22 protein-coding genes are annotated in these 19052 nt (G+C 43.5%); all 22 read right to left on the bottom strand.

The genetic code is table 11. The annotated features are described in order from the left end of the window. Positions 1-40: 40 nt before the first annotated feature. Positions 41-895, bottom strand: a complete 855-nt coding sequence (locus tag FZ954_RS01890; protein ID WP_148876572.1) for a type IV secretion system protein — start codon at positions 893-895, stop codon at positions 41-43. A 16-nt stretch (positions 896-911) separates the two neighbouring features. Continuing rightward, positions 912-1154, bottom strand: coding sequence for a hypothetical protein (locus FZ954_RS01885; RefSeq protein WP_148876569.1), 243 nt, complete (start codon positions 1152-1154; stop codon positions 912-914). A 17-nt stretch (positions 1155-1171) separates the two neighbouring features. Then, positions 1172-2992: a VirD4-like conjugal transfer protein, CD1115 family gene (locus tag FZ954_RS01880; RefSeq protein WP_148876567.1), complete on the bottom strand. Its 1821-nt coding sequence runs from the start codon at positions 2990-2992 to the stop codon at positions 1172-1174. Next, positions 2992-3480 (bottom strand): hypothetical protein, encoded by a 489-nt coding sequence (locus tag FZ954_RS01875; RefSeq protein WP_143877666.1) that lies wholly within the window; start codon positions 3478-3480, stop codon positions 2992-2994. Before FZ954_RS01875 ends, FZ954_RS01880 begins: the two co-directional genes overlap by 1 nt. Before the next feature lie 76 nt (positions 3481-3556). Beyond that, on the bottom strand, positions 3557-4138 hold the full coding sequence (locus FZ954_RS01870) for a CPBP family intramembrane glutamic endopeptidase (protein ID WP_148876564.1): 582 nt from the start codon (positions 4136-4138) through the stop codon (positions 3557-3559). Between the two features lie 2 nt (positions 4139-4140). Further along, entirely contained in the window at positions 4141-4374 is a 234-nt protein-coding gene (locus FZ954_RS01865) for a helix-turn-helix transcriptional regulator (RefSeq protein ID WP_125371716.1), read from the bottom strand. Between the two features lie 9 nt (positions 4375-4383). After that, positions 4384-4767, bottom strand: a complete 384-nt coding sequence (locus FZ954_RS01860; RefSeq protein ID WP_148876562.1) for a hypothetical protein — start codon at positions 4765-4767, stop codon at positions 4384-4386. A 10-nt stretch (positions 4768-4777) separates the two neighbouring features. Continuing rightward, positions 4778-5206 (bottom strand): hypothetical protein, encoded by a 429-nt coding sequence (locus tag FZ954_RS01855; protein WP_148876560.1) that lies wholly within the window; start codon positions 5204-5206, stop codon positions 4778-4780. Then, a complete protein-coding gene (gene dcm / locus FZ954_RS01850; protein WP_148876558.1) occupies positions 5178-6545 on the bottom strand; it encodes a DNA (cytosine-5-)-methyltransferase in 1368 nt (455 codons plus the stop codon). The genes FZ954_RS01855 and dcm overlap by 29 nt, the downstream gene beginning before the upstream one ends. Before the next feature lie 155 nt (positions 6546-6700). Next, positions 6701-7525, bottom strand: a complete 825-nt coding sequence (locus FZ954_RS01845; protein WP_148876556.1) for a replication initiator protein A — start codon at positions 7523-7525, stop codon at positions 6701-6703. Continuing rightward, positions 7522-7695, bottom strand: coding sequence for a hypothetical protein (locus FZ954_RS01840; protein ID WP_125373568.1), 174 nt, complete (start codon positions 7693-7695; stop codon positions 7522-7524). Before FZ954_RS01840 ends, FZ954_RS01845 begins: the two co-directional genes overlap by 4 nt. 210 nt (positions 7696-7905) lie before the next feature. Then, complete coding sequence (rlmD, locus tag FZ954_RS01830; RefSeq protein WP_148876552.1) at positions 7906-9267, bottom strand: 23S rRNA (uracil(1939)-C(5))-methyltransferase RlmD; 1362 nt, start codon at positions 9265-9267, stop codon at positions 7906-7908. Positions 9268-9450: 183 nt separating this feature from the next. Next, the gene (locus FZ954_RS01825; protein ID WP_148876550.1) at positions 9451-10788 is read right to left on the bottom strand and encodes an LCP family protein; all 1338 of its coding nucleotides are present in this window, start codon (positions 10786-10788) and stop codon (positions 9451-9453) included. Then, positions 10785-11633 carry a prephenate dehydratase gene (pheA, locus tag FZ954_RS01820; RefSeq protein WP_148876548.1) on the bottom strand — a complete coding sequence of 283 codons (849 nt, stop codon included), beginning with the start codon at positions 11631-11633 and terminating at the stop codon, positions 10785-10787. The genes FZ954_RS01825 and pheA overlap by 4 nt, the downstream gene beginning before the upstream one ends. Next, the gene (locus tag FZ954_RS01815; RefSeq protein ID WP_148876546.1) at positions 11630-12106 is read right to left on the bottom strand and encodes a shikimate kinase; all 477 of its coding nucleotides are present in this window, start codon (positions 12104-12106) and stop codon (positions 11630-11632) included. Before FZ954_RS01815 ends, pheA begins: the two co-directional genes overlap by 4 nt. Further along, positions 12099-13382, bottom strand: a complete 1284-nt coding sequence (gene aroA / locus FZ954_RS01810) for a 3-phosphoshikimate 1-carboxyvinyltransferase (protein WP_148876543.1) — start codon at positions 13380-13382, stop codon at positions 12099-12101. The genes FZ954_RS01815 and aroA overlap by 8 nt, the downstream gene beginning before the upstream one ends. Before the next feature lie 210 nt (positions 13383-13592). Further along, positions 13593-13784, bottom strand: a complete 192-nt coding sequence (locus FZ954_RS01805) for a DUF3272 family protein (protein WP_048764279.1) — start codon at positions 13782-13784, stop codon at positions 13593-13595. A 38-nt stretch (positions 13785-13822) separates the two neighbouring features. Next, positions 13823-15487 carry a DNA polymerase III subunit gamma/tau gene (dnaX, locus tag FZ954_RS01800; RefSeq protein WP_148876541.1) on the bottom strand — a complete coding sequence of 555 codons (1665 nt, stop codon included), beginning with the start codon at positions 15485-15487 and terminating at the stop codon, positions 13823-13825. Next, the gene (locus tag FZ954_RS01795) at positions 15487-15984 is read right to left on the bottom strand and encodes a GAF domain-containing protein (RefSeq protein ID WP_148876538.1); all 498 of its coding nucleotides are present in this window, start codon (positions 15982-15984) and stop codon (positions 15487-15489) included. The genes dnaX and FZ954_RS01795 overlap by 1 nt, the downstream gene beginning before the upstream one ends. A gap of 220 nt (positions 15985-16204) precedes the next feature. Then, positions 16205-16807 (bottom strand): lysozyme family protein, encoded by a 603-nt coding sequence (locus tag FZ954_RS01790; RefSeq protein ID WP_045496933.1) that lies wholly within the window; start codon positions 16805-16807, stop codon positions 16205-16207. Beyond that, positions 16807-17781, bottom strand: a complete 975-nt coding sequence (locus FZ954_RS01785) for a nucleoid-associated protein (RefSeq protein WP_148876536.1) — start codon at positions 17779-17781, stop codon at positions 16807-16809. The genes FZ954_RS01790 and FZ954_RS01785 overlap by 1 nt, the downstream gene beginning before the upstream one ends. A gap of 1 nt (position 17782) precedes the next feature. After that, positions 17783-19045: a serine hydroxymethyltransferase gene (gene glyA / locus FZ954_RS01780; RefSeq protein ID WP_148876533.1), complete on the bottom strand. Its 1263-nt coding sequence runs from the start codon at positions 19043-19045 to the stop codon at positions 17783-17785. Positions 19046-19052: the final 7 nt, after the last annotated feature.

Raw genomic sequence — 19052 nt, 5'->3', positions numbered from 1 at the left:
TATGAAAAAAGATTGGGAGGAACGTCCTTCCCAATCCTCCTTACATGCCTAGGATACTTCTCGCAGTCCGTTGACTGCCTACCAAGGCAATGATTAACAAAATAGCCTGGACTAAGCCAGCAAAGGCAGTCGCTAGGATTTCCATCACTCCTGCTCCATTTGAGAGAGCTAGTTTCCCAGCTGATTCAAAGAGGGGGACAAGGGAGATTATTAAGAAAATCAAGACCCCTTGGAGAGCATAGACCATGATATTTTTCAGGTAGCCAATCCCCACACTTCGCCAGTCATCGCTGAGGAAGGTCGGAATCGTTAGGGGCGCAAATGGAATCATGAGGTAAAGTTGGATAAAACGAATGGTAATGAGGAGATTTACCACCATGACACTCACCAATCGCACCAACCATATCAAAATGGCAAAGAAGCCGACAATGAGTTTTCCAATAATTCCTGAGCCTTTTAGCCCTGAAATGGTCTCATAAGCCGTTCCCCCTTTGGAAACGACTCCTGCCACCCCTTCAATGATATGAGAAGCAACAGCTAAGATGGCTTCCACAATCACGGTGGTGTTGGTAATTACCACAGCCACCATAATATAAGAGACGATCATAGGGGCAATGGCTTCAAAAGTCATGGCTCCACCTGAGTTGGCGATTTTCTTAGCCATCTTAGAAAACTCAAGAATGAGAACGACTGCTAAAATAGCCACTCCCAAGGGCTGCATGATACCCTTTGTGATGGCTGACATATAAGACCACACCGTAGGGTTATAATCCGCAAGGGATTTAACCAAGTTAGCGGTCGATTCCAAGTCCACGTTAAAGCCTTCAAAAAGACTATCGCTTGAAATTTTCTCCGAGGCTAGAAAGACAAGAGCTGAAGGTAATGTGTTGATCATGTCATACCTAGCCCTCCTAAATGGTAATTTGGGTGATGAAGGCACCCGCGGCACCTACCATGACACCACCCACAATTTCTAAGATGGCATTGCGGACACCTGGTCCACCATCTTTGATATTGGTCGACAAGTTAATAATGCCCATCACAACAAGAAATGCTCCTGTCGCGATCATTCCTTTTTGTAAAAGTGCCATGGCTTGGGCAAACATGGAACTAGCGTCCACGCCATAAACAAGGCCTGTTAGTTTTTGATTCATATGATTCCTCATTTCTATTAGTATAGTGTGCTTTCTGTGTTTAAATCCCTAACCTTATGTTCTGATGGTTCAAACGGAGGCTCTTGTATTTCTAGTGGGTCAATCTGATAATTCCACCAACGCTCATCTGTTTCCTTGTCCGCAAGGTATTTCCAGTTCTTATGTTTCAATGGGAAATACTTCTTCTCCTTAAAGACTGGAACACCTGCAATTCTCACCAAGCACTCATCTCGTTTCATGTTTCCCACTTCGTCAGGGGTCATGAGATCCCTTGCGATTTTTTGATGGGAGGTTGAGCCAGACCCTGTCTGGCCATACGACCGACTCGTGTTTCTCACATCAATGGTTTGTTTGCCTAGGAGACCACTCATGAACTTGAAGGTCTCTTCATCGTTGCCACCAAGATAAAGCAAACTGTCACAGTTCCCAAGAATAGTTTTCCATGCGTCCTTCTCCTTATAGAGCCCTTGAAGTTGGGCGATATTTTGAAGAATAGGAACGAGGCTCATGTTCCGTGAACGAACTGTTGAGGTTTGTTCCGCAAAGTCTGGGATTTCGCCGACATTCGCAAACTCATCTAGGTAACTTCTGACATGGATAGGCAGTTGTCCCTTAAAGTCCACGTCAGCTTGTCTGGTTAAGGTTGAAAAGACCGTAGAGAAAAAGAGGGCTGAGAGAAACCTAAAGGTAGTGTCATTATCTGGAATAACGAGATAGACCATGGTTTTCTGCGTCCCCCATGTTTTTAAGTCCAAAGTGTCACGTTTGGTTAAATCAATGACAGATTGGATATTAAAGAGGGTGAATTTAGCAGTCGTCACAGCAATGACCGAATCTAAAGTCTTGTCCTTGTAGTTCTGAAAATCTGCCCAGTTACGCATGGTAAAATTTTCTGTCCCATATGTCTTAGCATAGTTCTCAAACATAACCTCTAAGACACTCTTATCTTGATCATCCCCTTTGGATAAAAGCTTGATCAGTTTTCCAATTTCTGAAAAAGCTGGGTAACGGCCACGCTTGTGGCGTCTGTCTGTTTCTTCCTTGGTGCTACCTGGAGGATTATAAAAGTCCACCAAGTAAGAGGAAATCGCTCTGACTAAGGTCATAGAAGCTTCATCCCAAAAAGGGTCACTGCGGCTACCATTGCCCCTAGTGTTATTGAAATAGACCGTAAGCATACGGTTCAAATCATTCTCCGTTTCCACATAGCGAAAGGGGTTAAAGCCATCAGAGTTAGTCATGTTTACAAGGTCTAAGACCTTAACCTGATAGCCATTCTCTAAAAAGAGCTTCCCTGTCTTTTCTGCTAAATGGTCTTTAGGGTCAACAACAATATTGGAACAGTTTAGCTGAATCAGGTTGGGTTTTACAAAACGAAAAGTCTTTCCTGCCCCTGACCCACCAATAACCACAAGGTTCTTGTTTCGGTCAAATTGTGGGGCTTTCTTTTCTAACAGGGTTAGCCTAACGTTTCGTGACAAGATGGTATCGTTAAAAGGATTCTTACTGATAAAGGCTTTACGCTCATGGCTATTGCCAAAGCGAGCAGAGCCATACTCAGTTCCCTCCCGGTAAACCTTTTGACCAGTTGAAACGTAAAGATAAACAAACCCCATAGTCACAAACCCAAAACAAAAGCCCAAAACCGATCTTCCAGTGAAGTTGCCATTCCACAGGGGATTTAAGACCTGATTCTGCCCTTCTCCTAAGAGATAGGTAAAGCGTTCTAAGGGCGGTTGATTGGGGAGACTGTCATAAAGCAAGACTAGACGATGACAGAAATAGCCTAAAGCAAGCCCTAGGACGCCAAAACTAATGGCTTTTTTCCCAGAGTACATTAGAGGGTCACCTCCTTGGCCTTAACGGCAGACGCCTCTAGCATCACAATCTGTTCCTTGGCTTTAGCGATTTCCTCATCAAGCGTTTTATCAAGGGTTAAGCCTTGCAGTTTTTCTGGATTGGAAACCAATTTCTGAAGCAACACCTCTAAGTGCTTGTCTAACAAGGATTTATCCTTGGCATAGAAATGGAGGTAATCGCCCTGCCAACTAATAGCAATCGGAAGGTTTTCTGATTCCACTAACTCCTTAAATTTCGCCACATCAACGGGTTTATCCAAGATGTCTTTAGCAATATTAAGCGACTCAATAGCATAGGGACTTTGAAGGAGTTCTTCTAACTTTTGAACCCCAATCTTATAAGCTGAGTCTTGTGCTAGAGCATGTCTAGCAGACCACTCTAAGAGTTTGAGAAGAACCTTTACCGTAAACATGGTACTACGCTCAGCGTATTGAACGGCCTGGCGTTCCTGTTGTTCGGATGACATAATTCCCTCCTTTATGTGATTCCCCATAAAAACAATAGGGTGCTTTTATGATACGAAAGAACCCTTGATTTTGGTATCACACCAAAGACAAGATAAAGACAATGCCATTCCAGAATAGATGAACAAGAGTAGACGTTACACAATCTGTTTGCCATCTAACCAAGCCTAATACCAAGCCTAAACTCCCATAAAGCCCCCAAGTGAATAGGCTAGATGGGTGATGAGCCAAAGCAAAGAGGAAACTCGTTAACACAACTTGAGTTATTGGTTTAGACAAGACTCCCCACAAAAGTTCACGATAGAAAACCTCTTCCACCACACTGGCGTTAAGGAGAAAGAGGATAAAAGGTAACATTGGTACTTGATTTTGAACAGTCACTAACATTTCCTGATTCGTCTCATTCTCTGAAAATATAGCACTCATGACAAGAGCAATACTTAACATCACAGCAAGACCTCCAATAATCCAAAGCACCCGCTCTTTCAAGGATAGGTTTCTTTCAGGTATCTTAAACCTTTTCCAACTCCACAATAACAAGGCTAAAAACGTCACTTGTAAAACCGTTAACCATGCCCCATTTAGCCAACCAACTAGGTACAAACTCACTAGGAGTACATTGACATGAATGGCTCCGTACATGACTACTAAACGTTTCATCTCTACCTCCTAAACAAATCTTCATAGTCAATCTCTAAAACACTCACTATTTTCTCCACCCATTTCACTTGTGGCATCAGGCGATGAGATTTGTAGTGACGAAAGGTTTGGTAGAGACGGTTAAACTCACTAGGGTAGACGTATTGTCCCTTAAACATCTTTCGAGCAAGGTCAGCCCATGTCATACCCTTTTCCAAAACAAGGCTTTCTAAATTTTCCCAAAAGCGTTCGTTCATAGCTCCTCCTTACTCCTCTAGTTGCTTATAGAGGCATTCTCGGAAAGACACCACCTTATGCGTTCTTGGTAGAAAGGTTCTCGCTTCGTCTAGTGTGATATCAGGGTAGACTTTCTGATGAGAAACTACGAGAGGTAATCGCAAGTTCTGGTCTGGTTTCCGTAGAACTAACGTGATCAATTCACTCAATGTCATTTCCCTGTGGCGCTTAAAGCGTTGAAAGGACGGAACTAGTAACTCAAAACAATCACTGCTTTTAGTAAACAACCCCAATAATTCTTCACGTGACAAATGACTTACTGCTTTACATGTGTAGGAGATACCATGTGAGTCACAGAAAGACTGGAGCTTCTGATTCCGACTGGTGTTTCGGCTTAAATAGATCTCTAACATCGCTCCCCTCCTACATGGATAAATCCTTCTGTAATGCTTGAGTTGGTGGGGTAAAGACCTTACTCATATCAATGGCTGACCTACCTTCACCAAAACATGTCACAGTCACTAGAGCCGTTAAGACACCACCACACTCCTGATAGGTGTAGCTTTGACCATAGGCTTTAAAGGCAAGGTCGTTCTCTTCAGTTACAAAGACATCCACTCCATTTTTAAGGTCTTCATTTTGGAGTAACTCTTCTACACGATGTAGGTTAGACTCTAAAAAGTAAGGCGACCAATGATTTTTATGATAGTCGTCAATATAGGTTATTGAAAGCTCACAGTCATAATCTGGTAACGCAAAAACTAAATTCATGATGTTATCCACTTCTGCTTGATGAATGGCTTCTTCCAGTTCTGTGCACTCCCTAATACTCTTCGTGTGTAATAAATTCATGTTCTTCTTCCTCTTCAATCTTTCTAAATTCTCTAGCAATAGCTTCAATAACGGTGACGGTCACGCTATTTCCGGCCTGTTTGTATAACTGACTTTTACTGGATACAGTCTCTGCCCTTTCATAAGCCCAATCAGGAAATCCTTGAAGCCTAAAACACTCTCTAGGTGTTAGGCGTCTGATTCTCAAACGATAAAGTTTTCCGTCTAAGACAAGCCCAGCCACTTCATACCACTTGTCCTTACGGTACTCTAAAGCAGCTACGATCACTCCCATGTTATCAGAGGTGGACAAGGTATTTGATATTCCCTTTCCTACTCGCCCTCTACGTTTGGTAGACTCTGTGTAAGTAAGGTTGACAGAATCTCCAATGGTTGCCTTGGCATAGCCTAGTTTGGTGGCTTCCCTAATTTTTAAATGCGGTGCTTCTTCACGATAAAGAATCTTAGGAACTTTATCACCTCCCTGCATGGTAGTCAGTGTTGGAGAAATCCCTGAAAGGTCATAGACTCGTCCAGTTTGCACAAAAGACGTTGGTAAGGTTCCTGCGACGACCACTCCATGTCTATCTTGGCTAGTTAAGGTAAACATAGGCTCTTGATTGTCCTTAAAGCGTCTGCCATGTTGGCGTTTTTCTAACCTATCTGGGGTTAATACTGGAATGGCAATTTTAGTCCCTTCTCCTTTTCCTCTTGTTAGGGTTGGTGCTAAACCGCTGGTTAGATAAACCTCCCCATTCATGCCTTTTCCTGACGGATTGATATTACCTAATCGCTCAAGACCAGTTGAGCTACTTTCTCTTCTGAGAGGAAATAAGAATCGGGAACGGTATCTTCTAGAATGTCCGATAATAAAAATTCTTTCACGGTTTTGTGGCACTTGGAAATCTTTACTGTTAAGCACCTGCCATTCGACATCATACCCCAACTCATCCAATGTGGTGAGGATTGTTCGAAATGTCTCTCCCTTGTCGTGACTGAGTAAGCCTTTGACGTTTTCCAAAAATAGAAAACGTGGTTGGATCTGTTTGGCCGCTCGAGCAATCTCAAAGAACAGAGTTCCTCTAGTATCCTCAAATCCCAATCGTCTGCCTGCGAGTGAAAATGCTTGGCAAGGGAAGCCCCCACAGATGATGTCCACTTGCCCTCTAAGTTGTCTAAAGTCTTGGTCTGTAACTTGTCTAATATCATGAAATTCTATTTCTCCTTCGGTCTTATAGATGGCCTTGTAAGATTTCCACGCAAACTTGTCAATTTCACAAAAGCCTATACACTCATGGCCCTGATTAGTTAAACCCAATCGAAAGCCTCCAATTCCTGCAAACAAATCTAAAAACTTCATGTCTCTCATTCCTTTCTGGCAAAAATAAAAGGACATTACTTCTTCTGTAAGGCCCTTGCTTAATAATGATCTTCCATTTCTGGGGCAGTGATGACCTCAATAATGAGCCAAATCATTCCTAGTCCCAAAATCCCTAATAAAATCCACCAAAACATCTACTCACCTCCTTTTAGTTCGTTTAAGCGTTGTCCCTTGGTCCACTCGGCTAATATGCCATTAAAAACGTATTCCGCTATCGTTTCTGCCCTAGCCGCAAACCTCATGTGTTCCAAAGCATATTTGTAGCGGTGGTCAAAATGATTCATGGCATAGTCACTAGCTGCCTGTGATAATCCAACTTGTCTCAACTGGTCATGAACCAGTCCCCAAATGTAATCTCTGTCATATCTTGTGACTTGCTCCACCTTACGATGAAAATGTTCATTTTCGCTTTTCTTACTTGTTAGATTTTCTGTCTCCTCCTCGTCCTCAATGACAGACTCACTCCCTTTAGTTTCACTATTATTAGTCTCACTAACTTCAGTCTCACTAGTGGCTGAATTTAAGACCGGCCCCGGCTGATTTTGACACCCCCCTAGTGTTTTTTGAACACTACCCCCGTCTGAATTTAAGACGGGGGTAGGTTCATGTTCTAGCTCCCCTAAGTAAATCTTATTAGCCAAGCGTCCTTTTTCACTGGAAGACTGTTGGACTTCATCTATCAAGCCATACTCACGTAATGTTTTCTTTATCGTCAGCAACTTTGACTTGGAACAACCAAGAAGTATCATAAGTTTTGAGTTGGAATAAACCAAATAGATAGCCCCATCCTCATCTATCCAACCTCTACTCAAAGATAACTCCAAACGGTCTTTTAAGACAGCATAAGCTACTTTAACTTCAAGTTTCATGTCCTTATATCGGTCACTTTCAAATAAGAGTTTTGGGAGCTTATAGTAACGCTCTGATGTTTGGTAATGATTTGCGTTGATACGTTTCATGATTGTCCCTCCAACACTAATAAACCAACATTTCCTAACTCATCAAATTGAATTAGCCCTGACTCTTCCATTTCAGCAATTAACTGAGTTGCTTTCTCAATATTTATTCCCATGACAGCCATGAGATGGCACATCACGATTTGCCGTGATGACTGTTCTTCCTTTTGCATGCTTTTCCTCCTGAAAATAAAAAGGCGAGAACACTTATTAAAATGTTCTCGTTGAGCTAATTTATTACTGACGTATCTCTTTTTTGTCTACGCAGTCGACATCCAAACAGACGTTCACATCAATATACTTTTTTTGCACCTTTTTTATGTCAAAATCACTCTTTTCAATAAAGACAAAATGCTTGAAAAAGTGCTTAAAATAAAGGATTTTTACCCTTTTCTTCGTTGTAGCAACACTACGCACTCCACGTGATGCGTTTGCGGAAAAAGATCCACTGGCTGGACTTTCTTCAGTTCATAGCCCAGCTCTTGATAGAGTTTGATATCACGCGCCATGGTGGCAGGATTGCAGGAGATATAGACAATCCGCTGTGGCTCCATGCTGACACTGGAAGTGATAAAGCTCTCTGTCAAGCCCTTGCGTGGCGGATCAACTAGGATGACATCTGCCTTAATTCCCTGTTCCAACCAAGTTTGGATGGCTCTTTCTGCAGGGGCGCAAACATAGCTGGCATTGGCGATGCCGTTAAGCTCTGCGTTTCGCTGACTATTTTCCACAGCCTCAGGAATGACCTCGACTCCATAGACCTGCTGGACTCGATCAGCCAGCGACAGGCCAATGGTGCCAATACCTGAGTAAGCATCCAGCACAATATCCTCTTTTTTAAAATCAGCAAAGTCAAAGGCCGTCTGATAAAGCTTTTCTGCCATCTCAGTATTAACTTGGTAAAAGGCTGGCGCAGCAATCTGGAATTGCTTGCCCAGCATGCTGTCAGTGATAAAGTCTTGTCCGTAGAGTGCCCGAAACTCCCGACCAAAAATAGCATTGCCCTGCTGATCGTTGATATTTTGCATGATAGACTTGATAGCTGGGAAAGCCTCTGTCAAGCGCTCAATTAGCTGTTCCACTCGAAAAATCTTAGGTCGGCTGGTCACCAAAATCACCATGATTTCACCCGAATAATGGCCACGGCGAACAACCAGATTGCGAATCAGACCAGTACCTTCCTTCTCATCGTAAGGCTTGAGGTCAAATCGGCGCAGCAAGTCGCGTACAAAAACGATGACTTGGTCAATAACTGGATCCTGAATATAAAAATCCTCAATCGGCAGGAGGTCATGGGAATTTTTACGAAAAAAGCCCGTTTCCAGCTGGCCATTGACACGACGAACTGGCACTTGAGCTTTATTACGGTAGGCCAGTGGATGATCCATGCCCAGTGTCTCCAGCACTTCCACATCCGAAATACCAGCGATTTTATAAAGACAGTCCTGCACTTGCTTGCCTTTAAAAGCTAGCTGGGCTGGGTAGGACAAGTGCCCCAAATCAGCAATTCCAGTCCGCAGATAAGCCAAATTGACATGCTCATTGCGCTGATCAGACTTCTTCACAAATTCCTCAACACGGCCAAAGCCGATTTTTTTATTGACCTTGAGGACGCGCATACGAATCACTTCACTCGGCAGGGCATTTTCAATGAAAAAAACGCGGCCGTCTACCTTGGCCACACCCGCTCCCTCATGACTGAGATCTACAATTTCTACTTCAATAATATCGTTCTTTTTTAACATTTCTTTACTTTCTAATCCATCCTGCGCTCAACTGCAATTATACTAAAGCAGGGAATCACAGGATTTTCTACTGTTTATTTCTTTCTTCCTATTGGAAAATATGGTCACATTTCTGCTCTGCTATTTTCCCAAAAAGAAAGGGAAGAGACAAAATCTGCCACTTCCCATTATATCATAAGAGCCCTATCTTAAGCCCATTTGTTTCAATCTTTCTTTATAGGCTTCAAAATCAATCAAGAGTCCTTGTCCACCATACATATCATAGGTATCCGTCCAGTCGCCTAGTTCTGGTATAGTGAGGCGCTCTATCCCATTGCGTGAATCAAGCACCAAGGATAAGCCTTGTGACCAGATAAAACTCTGAGGTACATTAGTCGAGGTCAAGGCAAAGACTTTTCCTAATGCTTCAGATCCTGTAAAAAGCTTCGTAGGGTCTTTTATCTGCTGCATGATAGCAGTCAAGACTTCTTGCTGGCGGCGTGTACGTCCAAAGTCACCCTCGTCGTCCTTACGGAAGCGGGCATAGTTTAAGAGCGTCCGACCGTCCATGTGCTGACGACCAACCTTGATGGTTTGAGTAGGAACCACTCCATCCTTCATGTTCAAATCATCTGGAACTTCCACTTCTGTGACTTTTTCGCCATCAATAGTCGAAAATTTAGCATCCATGAATACACCATTTGGAAAGAGGGTGTCAATTGCAGTCGCAAAGGTGTTAAAGTCCACTAGAGCATAGTACTTAATGTCAATATCGAAGTTATCTTTCAAAGCTTGACGAACTGCCTCAGCTCCACGATGATTGTCTTGTTCACCAAAAGTATAGGCGGAGTTCAATTTTTGATCATAATAATCATCATCTGTTGGCTCCGTGTAGGAATTGCTGACGCCGTCAATATGAATCAAGGTATCACGCATAAAGCTAACCAACTTCATTTTATGGTCTTTATTGCCAACGTTCAAGACCATAATTGAATCAGTCCGAGTCTCCGTTGAATTTTCTCCAATTCGGCCATCCGTCCCTAAAACAAGAATGTTGATCCCATCTCGAGCATCATGGCCATCAAAGTACTCAACATCAGCTGCTTTAAGATTTCCTGGTCTCGCTGTATTTAAGCCTTTGAAAAACATAAAGAGCATGCCAGAAACAACCAAAAGCACAAAAATAAGGAGCCACATCAGCACGCGCTTCGGACGAATTTTTTTGTATGTTCTCGGAGTTTTCTGAGTTGATTTTTTCGCTTCTTGCTTTAAAGAAGTGCGGGAATTCTTTTGACTTCTGCTGAGAGAACCTTTACCCGGGTATTTGGGTAACAAACCGGATGAATCCGTCTTCGGATCTTCTGACGAAGCCTGCACAGTCCGCTTGGCAGCCGTTTTTTGCGCAGCATCTGACCGTCCTTTCGACTTTTGGCGGAGGTAATTATACTCCTCTTTTTCATGTTCGTTAAGATAGTAATAGTTTGTATGGAGATAATCCAGCCTTAACTGCTCGTGTCGACTCAGATTTTCTGTTTCTCTCATCTCTGCTCCAATCTATAATCCTGAATTTGAAAAACGGGATAACTGCCTAGAATTTTAAAGGTGATACCAAGTGTAGCAAGCTCTTGGTAAGCGAAATCCACTAATTCTTTCCGTTCATTATCAATATCAATAATAAAGAAATATTCCCCTAGGGCTGTTTTAAGAGGGCGACTTTCAATCTTTGTCAGGTCAATGCCACGCCAAGCAAAAGTTGATAGTGCCTTATACAAGGCACCGGGCAGATTATCCGGTAAGGTCAGAGCCAAACTCTGCTTTTCCTCTTGCTTTACAAGCTTAAGAGTAGGGGTGGTTTGTCCCAAAATCCAGAAACGAGTGAAATTTTCCTCCATTTCCTGAATATCCTGAGCCACCACTTGCAGACCATACTCGACTGCTGCAGTCCGCGGTGCAATAGCGGCAAAAGGTTGGTCAGGATGCTCAGCCACAAAGCGAGCCGCATAAGCTGTACTGGCTGTAATTTCAATTGCTGCTTCTGGATAATGCTGGCGAATATAGCCTTTTCCCTGAGCAAGCGCCTGAGGATGAGAAAAAACTTTCTCAATAGACTTGTCCAAACTGGTCGCCAATAACTGCTGCTTAATGGGCTGAACAATCTCTGCTACCGCTTGAATCTCAGCTTGATGGAAAAGATAATCCAAGGTCTCATGGACACTTCCTTCAATCGAATTTTCCACGGGAACAACTGAATAATCCACCTCTTTCCCTTCATAAGCCTTCATCACTTCTGTAATGTTTTGATAAGGCACCAAGTCTGCTTGGGGAAAGGCTTCTTGGGCAACATGGTGGGAAAAAGATCCCTTGGGTCCTAAAAAAGCTACTTTCATTGAATTTCCTCAATAATTTCTTGTGGCGTTTTTCCTACCACGTCAATTGTTTGTGTCGCGACCGCCTCATAGAGAGCCTGCCTTTGTTCAAAAATCTCCTGCAAATCTGCCTTGCTCTTGGTCAGATACAAGGGGCGCTGATTTTCCTGATCTTGCTCAATCCGACGAAAGAGGGTCTCAAAGTCAGCCTTCAGATAAATATTTTGGGGATTTTGAGCCAATAATTCACGGTTTTGAGGACTCAAGACGACACCGCCTCCCGTAGAAAGCACAACATCCTGCTGGATACACTCAGCCAAGACTTTAGCTTCAATTTTTCGAAAGGCTGGTTCACCATATTGAGCAAAATACTCTTGGATGGACATGCCGATTTTTTGGACAATCAGCTCGTCCATATCCAGAAAATCTGCTGACAAGGCTCTCGCAATCGTTGATTTTCCCGCTCCCATAAAGCCAAGTAAAATCTTAGCCATTCACCAAGCCCTCCAAGTCTGAAAAGAAGCTTGGATAGCTGGTATTGATAGCCTCTGCCCGCTCCAGCTCCACCTCTCCATCCGAAACTAATAGAGCCGCAATGGCTGCCATCATTCCAATACGATGATCACCGAACGTATTGATGGTTGCACCATGAAGAGGCGTTTTTCCATCGATAATCATGCCATCTGCTGTAGGGGTAACGGCTGCTCCCATGCTATTTAAGGCATCTGCGACAACCTGAATCCGATCGGTTTCTTTGACCTTTAACTCCTCGGCATCTCGGATCACCGTTCTGCCCTCAGCTTGGGTAGCTAAAAGGGCAATTATCGGAAGCTCGTCTATCAAGCGCGGAATAATTTCTCCGCTAATCTCCGTTCCCTTCAGCTCAGAAGTCTCAACGGTAATCGTAGCGGATTTGGCCACCTCATCTATATTGGAAAGGGTCATCTTACCGCCCATGGCCTTGATAACATCAAGAATCCCCGTCCGGGTTTCATTGATTCCTACATTTTCAAGGACGATTTTAGAATGGGGCAGAATCAAGCCTGCAACCAGCCAGAAGGCTGCGCTGGAAATATCACCAGGCACTCTCACTTCTTGCCCTGTAAAGGTCTGACCACCCTGCACACGGATTTCTTTATCCTTGACCTCAATTTGACCACCAAATTGGACAATCATATCTTCTGTATGGTTACGGGTAATTTCCTTTTCAATAATGACTGACTCACCTTGAGCCTGTAAAGCTGCAAAAATCAAGGCTGATTTGACTTGAGCGGAAGCTACTGGCAGCTGATAATGGATAGGCTTTAAATCTTTTCGGCCATGGATGTGAAGTGGCGGTAAATCTCGTTCTGTCTGACCCCAAATATCCACACCCATCTGACTAAGAGGCAGGGTTACCCGATCCATCGGACGCTTGGACAAACTATCATCCCCAAACATCTCTGCTGCAAAATCCTGACCTGCCAAGACACCCGAAATCAAGCGGATAGAGGTTCCTGAATTTCCCATGTCTAATTTATTGTGTGGCGCCTTGAGACCATCAAACCCAACACCATGGATCTTGATAGTCTTTCCATCATCCTCTATCTTGACGCCTAAATCGCGAAAGACCTGCATCGTAGAAAGGACATCCTCACCTCTCAAAATATCGTGAACCACTGTAAGGCCCTTGGCCAAGCTCCCGAACATAATCGAACGGTGACTGATTGATTTGTCGCCTGGCACACGGATGCGACCATTCAGGCCTTTGGCCTTTGTTCTTAACTTCATAGATGCCCCTTTCAATTGCTACTAACTTCTATTTTATCATAAAAATAGCAATTTTCTAAAAAATTCTTGTATTCAATCCGACTTCTTCCTTCTTTCTACTTTTCTACATGATAAAAGAGGCTGCGACAATCGTCTCTCAGCCTCCCTTTATTCCTTGTCAAAACCACGAGAGTGCCAGATTCTTGCTCTAGCCATTCTCTGATTTAGCCATTATTTGTGTCCTAAATGCTTATCAATCTCATCCATAATCCGCCCCATCACATAGCTAATCTGCAGATTGCGACCAATCAAGATAGCCCAGAAAATAGCCATCAGATAGTCTTCATACATGATTGCTTTATTAAAAAAGTACGTTTCTAAGGCTGTAAAAGCCGCCATTACAATAAATTGTCGTCTATTCATTCTTCCATTATAGCATGAAAAATCATAAAAATCTAAATTCAATCATCTTGCACGGTGATTTTTTCCGCTAGAAAATCAAAGCCTTCTGGTATCAAACTTTCTTCCTGCTTTTCAGCTACTTCTGCTTTATTGCTGCGATTTCTAGCTGAAAATTCTGCCCGAATCTGAGTCCAGTCCTCGAGAGAAATCGCCAGAATATCTGGTGAAAAGCCAGCAGCATTGCTCAGCAGATTTCCAAACATGGTATTGAGATTTTCTCTTTTCATGGTCTGCTCAGCATTGAAATGAGACTCAAAAGCTAAAATAGCATGGTTTTCGTTGGCTGCGACTGGCTGCGAACCAATGAGCAGCGCCTTATCCGCTCCTGCCAGACTCTCGATGATTTCACCCCAAGCATTTTGCAGCTTGGTCAAATTGCTGCGAGCCAATTCAGGATTTTCCACCGCTTCTTTCAAGATGGCATTGACCTTATTGCGGTCTACGCGATAGGACTTAGATTTTTGAGGTCGTGCCTCTGATTTCTTAGCTGCTGGAGCTGGCTGACTGCCGACATTGGCTAATTGCTGCTTAAGCTCTTGGATTTCCTGCTTGAGATTAGATAGTTCTTCTGCCAAGTTGTCAGGAATCTGATCCAAGCTTGCTTTTTCCTCAGCCAGTCGAATCGTCATCATTTCTGTATAAATCTTAGGTTGCAGGCTATTCTTGATATCTGCCAAACTCCTAGTCGCCATATCAATCATGGCAAAAAGAGTGTCCTGCGGTGTATTGAGATTTTCCAGAAAGAGCTCGCTGGCATGAGTATTCTCCCCGCCAGTTTTGACAATAATCAGATCACGCAGATATTGCAGGAGGTCCGTCACAAAACGGGCCATGTTTTTGCCACTGTCAAAAATCAGATTGAGATTATCCAAGGCTGTGACTGCATCATGAGCAATCAAGGCTGCTACGTAGGCATCCAAGGCTCCCAAACTGATAGAGCCAGTGATTTCTTCAGCTATGTCTGTGGTCAAACGATTTTCCTGAGTCAAGCTAAGAGCCTGATCGAGAATCGACAGGGCATCCCGCATACCACCTTCCGCTCGACGGGCAATAATCTGCACACCTTCTTGCTCAAAATCAATGCCTTCCTGCTCCAAAATCCACTCAATATGACCAATAATGTCCTGCGTCTTGATAGACTTAAACTCAAAACGCTGGACACGGGAAAGAATGGTCGCTGGAATCTTATGCAGCTCTGTCGTTGCTAGGATAAAAACCACATTTTCTGTCGGTTCTTCCAAGGTCTTAAGCAAGGCATTAAAAGCTCCCGTTGAGAGCATGTGCACTTCGTCAATGATATAGACCTTGTGCTTGGCTAGACTGGGCGCATAAGTGGACTTGTCCCGAATATCACGAATCTCATCTACCCCATTATTAGAAGCCGCGTCTATTTCGATGACGTCTTCAAGACTCCCCTCAGTGATAGCCTGACAGATATAGCAGTTATTGCAGGGCTCGCCGTCCTTTTGATTCGGACAGTTCATAGCCTTGGCAAAAATCTTGGCAACACTGGTCTTCCCTGTCCCACGTGGACCAGAGAAAAGATAAGCGTGGCTGATTTTTCCTTGCTCCACAGCCTGCCGTAGAGTAGTGGCCACTACCTGCTGCCCCACCAGCTGACCAAAGGTCTGACTGCGGTATTTTCGATATAAAGCTTGATACATTAGGCTTTTTCTCCAAACATTTCAAAATTCCAAGTCGTTTTTTCAAGCAAAATCTGGACAAATCTTTCCAGATATTCCTGATCTACCTTATCATAATCACTCGTCAAGGCTGAGTCCAAATCCAACACTCCAAGCAGTCGGCCATCTTTTACCATAGGTACCACAATTTCGCTCTTTGCCCGGCTATCACAGGAGATATAGTTGGCATGCTGGGTCACATCATCCACGATAATCGTCTGCTTTTTCTCCGCAGATTCACCACAGACACCCTTGCCTAGCGCAATATGGACACAGGAAACACCACCCTGAAAAGGCCCCAAAATCAGCTCGCTCCCATCAAAAAGATAGAAACCAGTAAAAACAGAATTAGACAAGGCTTGATTAAGCAGGGCGCTAGCATTGGAAAGATTGGCCAAAGCATTAGTCTCACCCTCCAACAAGGCTTCCAACTGAGCCAGTAAAAGTTGATAATTTGAAATTTTTTCCTTTTTATTCATACTTTCTATTATATCAAAAAGCCCGTCCTACAGAAGAAAAAATAAAATTTTTTTAGCTTCTTTTCTAGTCCGAGCTTCAAGTTGGAAAATATCTTCTTATTCTAACCACTACAAAAGAGAGACCTAATCCTTATTTTTCCTTCTCAAAAAATAAGAGACTGAGATTATCAATCCCAGCCCCTGATGCCATAGAGACGCAAGTCATGCTCAGCTCATCTTTTTACAGCCATCCCATAAAGCGGATAAGGTACATATTTAGTCGTACCTGACGCGAATAGTAGTAATTTCCACCATTAATATAAAGCTTGGGTCCGTAAAAAATGGAAAGTACATTATAGTATGAATAGGTTTTTCCAGTCACATTGCCAAGACTCGGAGCAACCACTTCTTTTGAGTATTTTTTTGCAAGCTCGAGCGTATTCTCGCCGCCATTTTGCGCAACATAGTCGATATAAGCCTGACCAAAATTGTAGGCCTGAACTGCCGTCCAGACATCCACCTTTTTCTCGCTGGCCAGCTCTAGATTATCCGATAAAGTCTGAATCCCTTGCCGGACACTTTCTTTATTGTCTGTAATCGAATTGATTTCGCCTGTTGCACTCTCACTAGACTGCATGAGGTCGTTGTTTCTTCCCTTGGTTTCCGTGTAGATCATGGCCAGAACTAGCTCTTCATTAGCTGCTGTGTCCTGCTCGTCTAGCACTTCTCTAACCAAGCTTTGATAGGTCATAACCTGCTTAACATCACGATGGACCTGATAGCCTTTTATCGCGATGGCAGCCAGAATAATGAGCAAAATCAATCTTCTGATAAATTTAAACATTATTTACTTTGTATATCCTCGATATTTTTGATGAGAATAGAATAGGTCCCGTTGTCGTTCTGGATAAATTCCACGGATTCAGCATCCTGATAGACATTATTGGGAACGATCAGCTCTATTCCATTAGAGAGGGATAATTTCTGATTTTCGAACTTCTTTTTCTGGCGACTGCTGTCAATCTCATCAAACTTGATTGGCTCTGGCACGGTTTCCTTGACCTGGTCGATAAAGGTCAGTCTGGCTGTCAGATTGCTGTCAAACAGCTCGTCTGCCAGCTTTTCAGGAGATAATTCATCATTTTCTTCCAGATTTTTGAAAATGCTGGATTTGACCTTAGACTGGAACTGAAAGTCGTCTGTGTTAAAGCTTTCAGCAATCTTTTGAGCTGTTTTTTCCAGAGCTTTGATAGATTTTTTTGGTGAAATCTTGGGACTGACCTGCAAGAGATTATCCGAAAAATAGTTGAGAAAGGCACCATTGTACTTGATACGTTTTTCAATCAGATGGTACTTGCGAGACTGGAGATTGATGACCAAAGCCTCGTCCGCCCCCGTACCAAAGCCAGGCAGATTGTTCTGCGTCAGCTTGATAGGATTGTCTACCTCGCCACCCAGGTGAGTTAGGGTTTCCCGCAGGGCAATCCGCAGAAAAGCAAAGTGCTCCACGCCTTCCTTGTCAAACTGGACGAAAATCAAATCATTGATTTTCTGGTTTTCACTGACAGAAAACTCCTCTTGCCAAAGTTTGGCCACTGTCACGGATGTTTCCAATAAGTCGTCCGAAAGCTGAGCCAAAAAGACATTATCAGGTTCGAAAATGCCTGTTTTAGCCTCGTCTGAATAGACACGCTCGATTTTCTTACGCAAGTATTCCTCAATCTTGGGAGTGATATTGAGAAACTTATCCGCCAGCAGCAGTTCAGTATCAGCTGGACTGAATTGATGAATGATGGCCTTTTTTACGTAAATGTCCATCTTAGTTCAAACCTTCATAGAGCGGAAAAGCATCCGTCAGTTCACGAACTTCAGCCCGAACTTGATTGAGTACCGCTTCGTTTTCAGCATTTTCCAGAGCCTTGATAATAAGCTCAGCTACCTTGATACTTTCTGTTACACCGAAGCCTCGAGCTGCAATGGCTGCTGTACCGATACGAATGCCGCTGGTTTTAAATGGTGACAAAGTCTCGTAAGGGATGGAGTTTTTATTAAGGGTAATATTGACTTCATCCAAGAGATTTTGAGCGACTTTCCCATTTTCTACAACCTTAGTAACATCGACTAAGAAAAGGTGATTTTCAGTACCATCAGAAATCACGCGGAACTTATCATGCTGACGGAAGACTTGCGCCATGGCTTGGGCATTATCCAAAATCTGCTGGGCATAAACCTTGAAAGCTGGATCAAGCACTTCTTTAAAAGCCACAGCCTTAGCTGCAATGACATGCTCCAATGGTCCGCCTTGAATACCCGGGAAGATAGCTGAATTGATTTTCTTAGCTAGGTCTTCATCATTCGTCAAAATCAATCCACCGCGAGGGCCGCGCAAAGTCTTGTGGGTTGTTGTGGTTGTGATATCCGCATAAGGCACAGGGCTTGGATGGAGACCTGCAGCAACCAAACCAGCAATATGAGCCATATCGACCATCAGCTTAGCGCCTACTGCATCAGCGATTTCACGGAATTTTGAAAAGTCGATGATGTGAGAATAGGCTGAAGCACCCGCCACAATCAGCTTAGGCTGTACTTCCTTGGCTTGTTTGAGGATGGCATCAAAGTCCAGTAATTCTGTTTCTGGGTCAACGCTATAAGATACAAAATTGTAGGTTTGGCCAGAGAAACTGACTGGAGCACCGTGAGTCAAGTGACCACCAGCAGACAAATCCATGCCCATCACAGTGTCGCCCGGCTCAATCAAAGCCATATAAGCTGCACAATTGGCCTGACTGCCTGAGTGAGGTTGCACATTGGCGAATTTGGCACCAAAAATTTCCTTAGCGCGCTCAATAGCCAAGCTCTCCACAACATCCACTACGTCTGTTCCACCATAATAACGGCGACCTGGGTAGCCTTCAGCGTATTTATTGGTCAAAATAGAACCTTGAGCCGCCATAACAGCTTTAGAAACGACATTTTCTGAAGCGATCAGCTCGATATTATGTTGCTGACGCTCTTCCTCATTGGCAATGGCATCCCAGAGTTCTTTGTCAAATGCTTTGTAGTCTTCTTGGTCAAAAATCATAAGGTGT

Source organism: Streptococcus sp. Marseille-P7375 (assembly GCF_902460365.1).
Lineage (GTDB): Bacteria > Bacillota > Bacilli > Lactobacillales > Streptococcaceae > Streptococcus > Streptococcus cristatus_I.
This window is presented reverse-complemented; position numbering and strand designations above follow the sequence as displayed.

Bases quoted from the DNA above. Each gene is read 5' to 3' on its own strand.
- FZ954_RS01885 (WP_148876569.1), bottom strand. From the start codon at position 1,154: ATGAATCAAAAACTAACAGGCCTTGTTTATGGCGTGGACGCTAGTTCC.
- FZ954_RS01795 (WP_148876538.1), bottom strand. From the start codon at position 15,984: ATGAATAAAAAGGAAAAAATTTCAAATTATCAACTTTTACTGGCTCAG.
- dcm (WP_148876558.1), bottom strand. From the start codon at position 6,545: ATGAAGTTTTTAGATTTGTTTGCAGGAATTGGAGGCTTTCGATTGGGT.
- FZ954_RS01890 (WP_148876572.1), bottom strand. From the start codon at position 895: ATGATCAACACATTACCTTCAGCTCTTGTCTTTCTAGCCTCGGAGAAA.
- FZ954_RS01815 (WP_148876546.1), bottom strand. From the start codon at position 12,106: ATGGCTAAGATTTTACTTGGCTTTATGGGAGCGGGAAAATCAACGATT.
- FZ954_RS01865 (WP_125371716.1), bottom strand. From the start codon at position 4,374: ATGAACGAACGCTTTTGGGAAAATTTAGAAAGCCTTGTTTTGGAAAAG.
- FZ954_RS01805 (WP_048764279.1), bottom strand. From the start codon at position 13,784: ATGAATAGACGACAATTTATTGTAATGGCGGCTTTTACAGCCTTAGAA.
- FZ954_RS01875 (WP_143877666.1), bottom strand. From the start codon at position 3,480: ATGTCATCCGAACAACAGGAACGCCAGGCCGTTCAATACGCTGAGCGT.
- FZ954_RS01855 (WP_148876560.1), bottom strand. From the start codon at position 5,206: ATGAATTTATTACACACGAAGAGTATTAGGGAGTGCACAGAACTGGAA.
- glyA (WP_148876533.1), bottom strand. From the start codon at position 19,045: ATGATTTTTGACCAAGAAGACTACAAAGCATTTGACAAAGAACTCTGG.
- pheA (WP_148876548.1), bottom strand. From the start codon at position 11,633: ATGAAAGTAGCTTTTTTAGGACCCAAGGGATCTTTTTCCCACCATGTT.
- FZ954_RS01845 (WP_148876556.1), bottom strand. From the start codon at position 7,525: ATGAAACGTATCAACGCAAATCATTACCAAACATCAGAGCGTTACTAT.
- FZ954_RS01785 (WP_148876536.1), bottom strand. From the start codon at position 17,781: ATGGACATTTACGTAAAAAAGGCCATCATTCATCAATTCAGTCCAGCT.
- rlmD (WP_148876552.1), bottom strand. From the start codon at position 9,267: ATGTTAAAAAAGAACGATATTATTGAAGTAGAAATTGTAGATCTCAGT.
- FZ954_RS01880 (WP_148876567.1), bottom strand. From the start codon at position 2,992: ATGTACTCTGGGAAAAAAGCCATTAGTTTTGGCGTCCTAGGGCTTGCT.
- FZ954_RS01840 (WP_125373568.1), bottom strand. From the start codon at position 7,695: ATGCAAAAGGAAGAACAGTCATCACGGCAAATCGTGATGTGCCATCTC.
- FZ954_RS01825 (WP_148876550.1), bottom strand. From the start codon at position 10,788: ATGAGAGAAACAGAAAATCTGAGTCGACACGAGCAGTTAAGGCTGGAT.
- FZ954_RS01870 (WP_148876564.1), bottom strand. From the start codon at position 4,138: ATGAAACGTTTAGTAGTCATGTACGGAGCCATTCATGTCAATGTACTC.
- aroA (WP_148876543.1), bottom strand. From the start codon at position 13,382: ATGAAGTTAAGAACAAAGGCCAAAGGCCTGAATGGTCGCATCCGTGTG.
- dnaX (WP_148876541.1), bottom strand. From the start codon at position 15,487: ATGTATCAAGCTTTATATCGAAAATACCGCAGTCAGACCTTTGGTCAG.
- FZ954_RS01860 (WP_148876562.1), bottom strand. From the start codon at position 4,767: ATGTTAGAGATCTATTTAAGCCGAAACACCAGTCGGAATCAGAAGCTC.
- FZ954_RS01790 (WP_045496933.1), bottom strand. From the start codon at position 16,807: ATGTTTAAATTTATCAGAAGATTGATTTTGCTCATTATTCTGGCTGCC.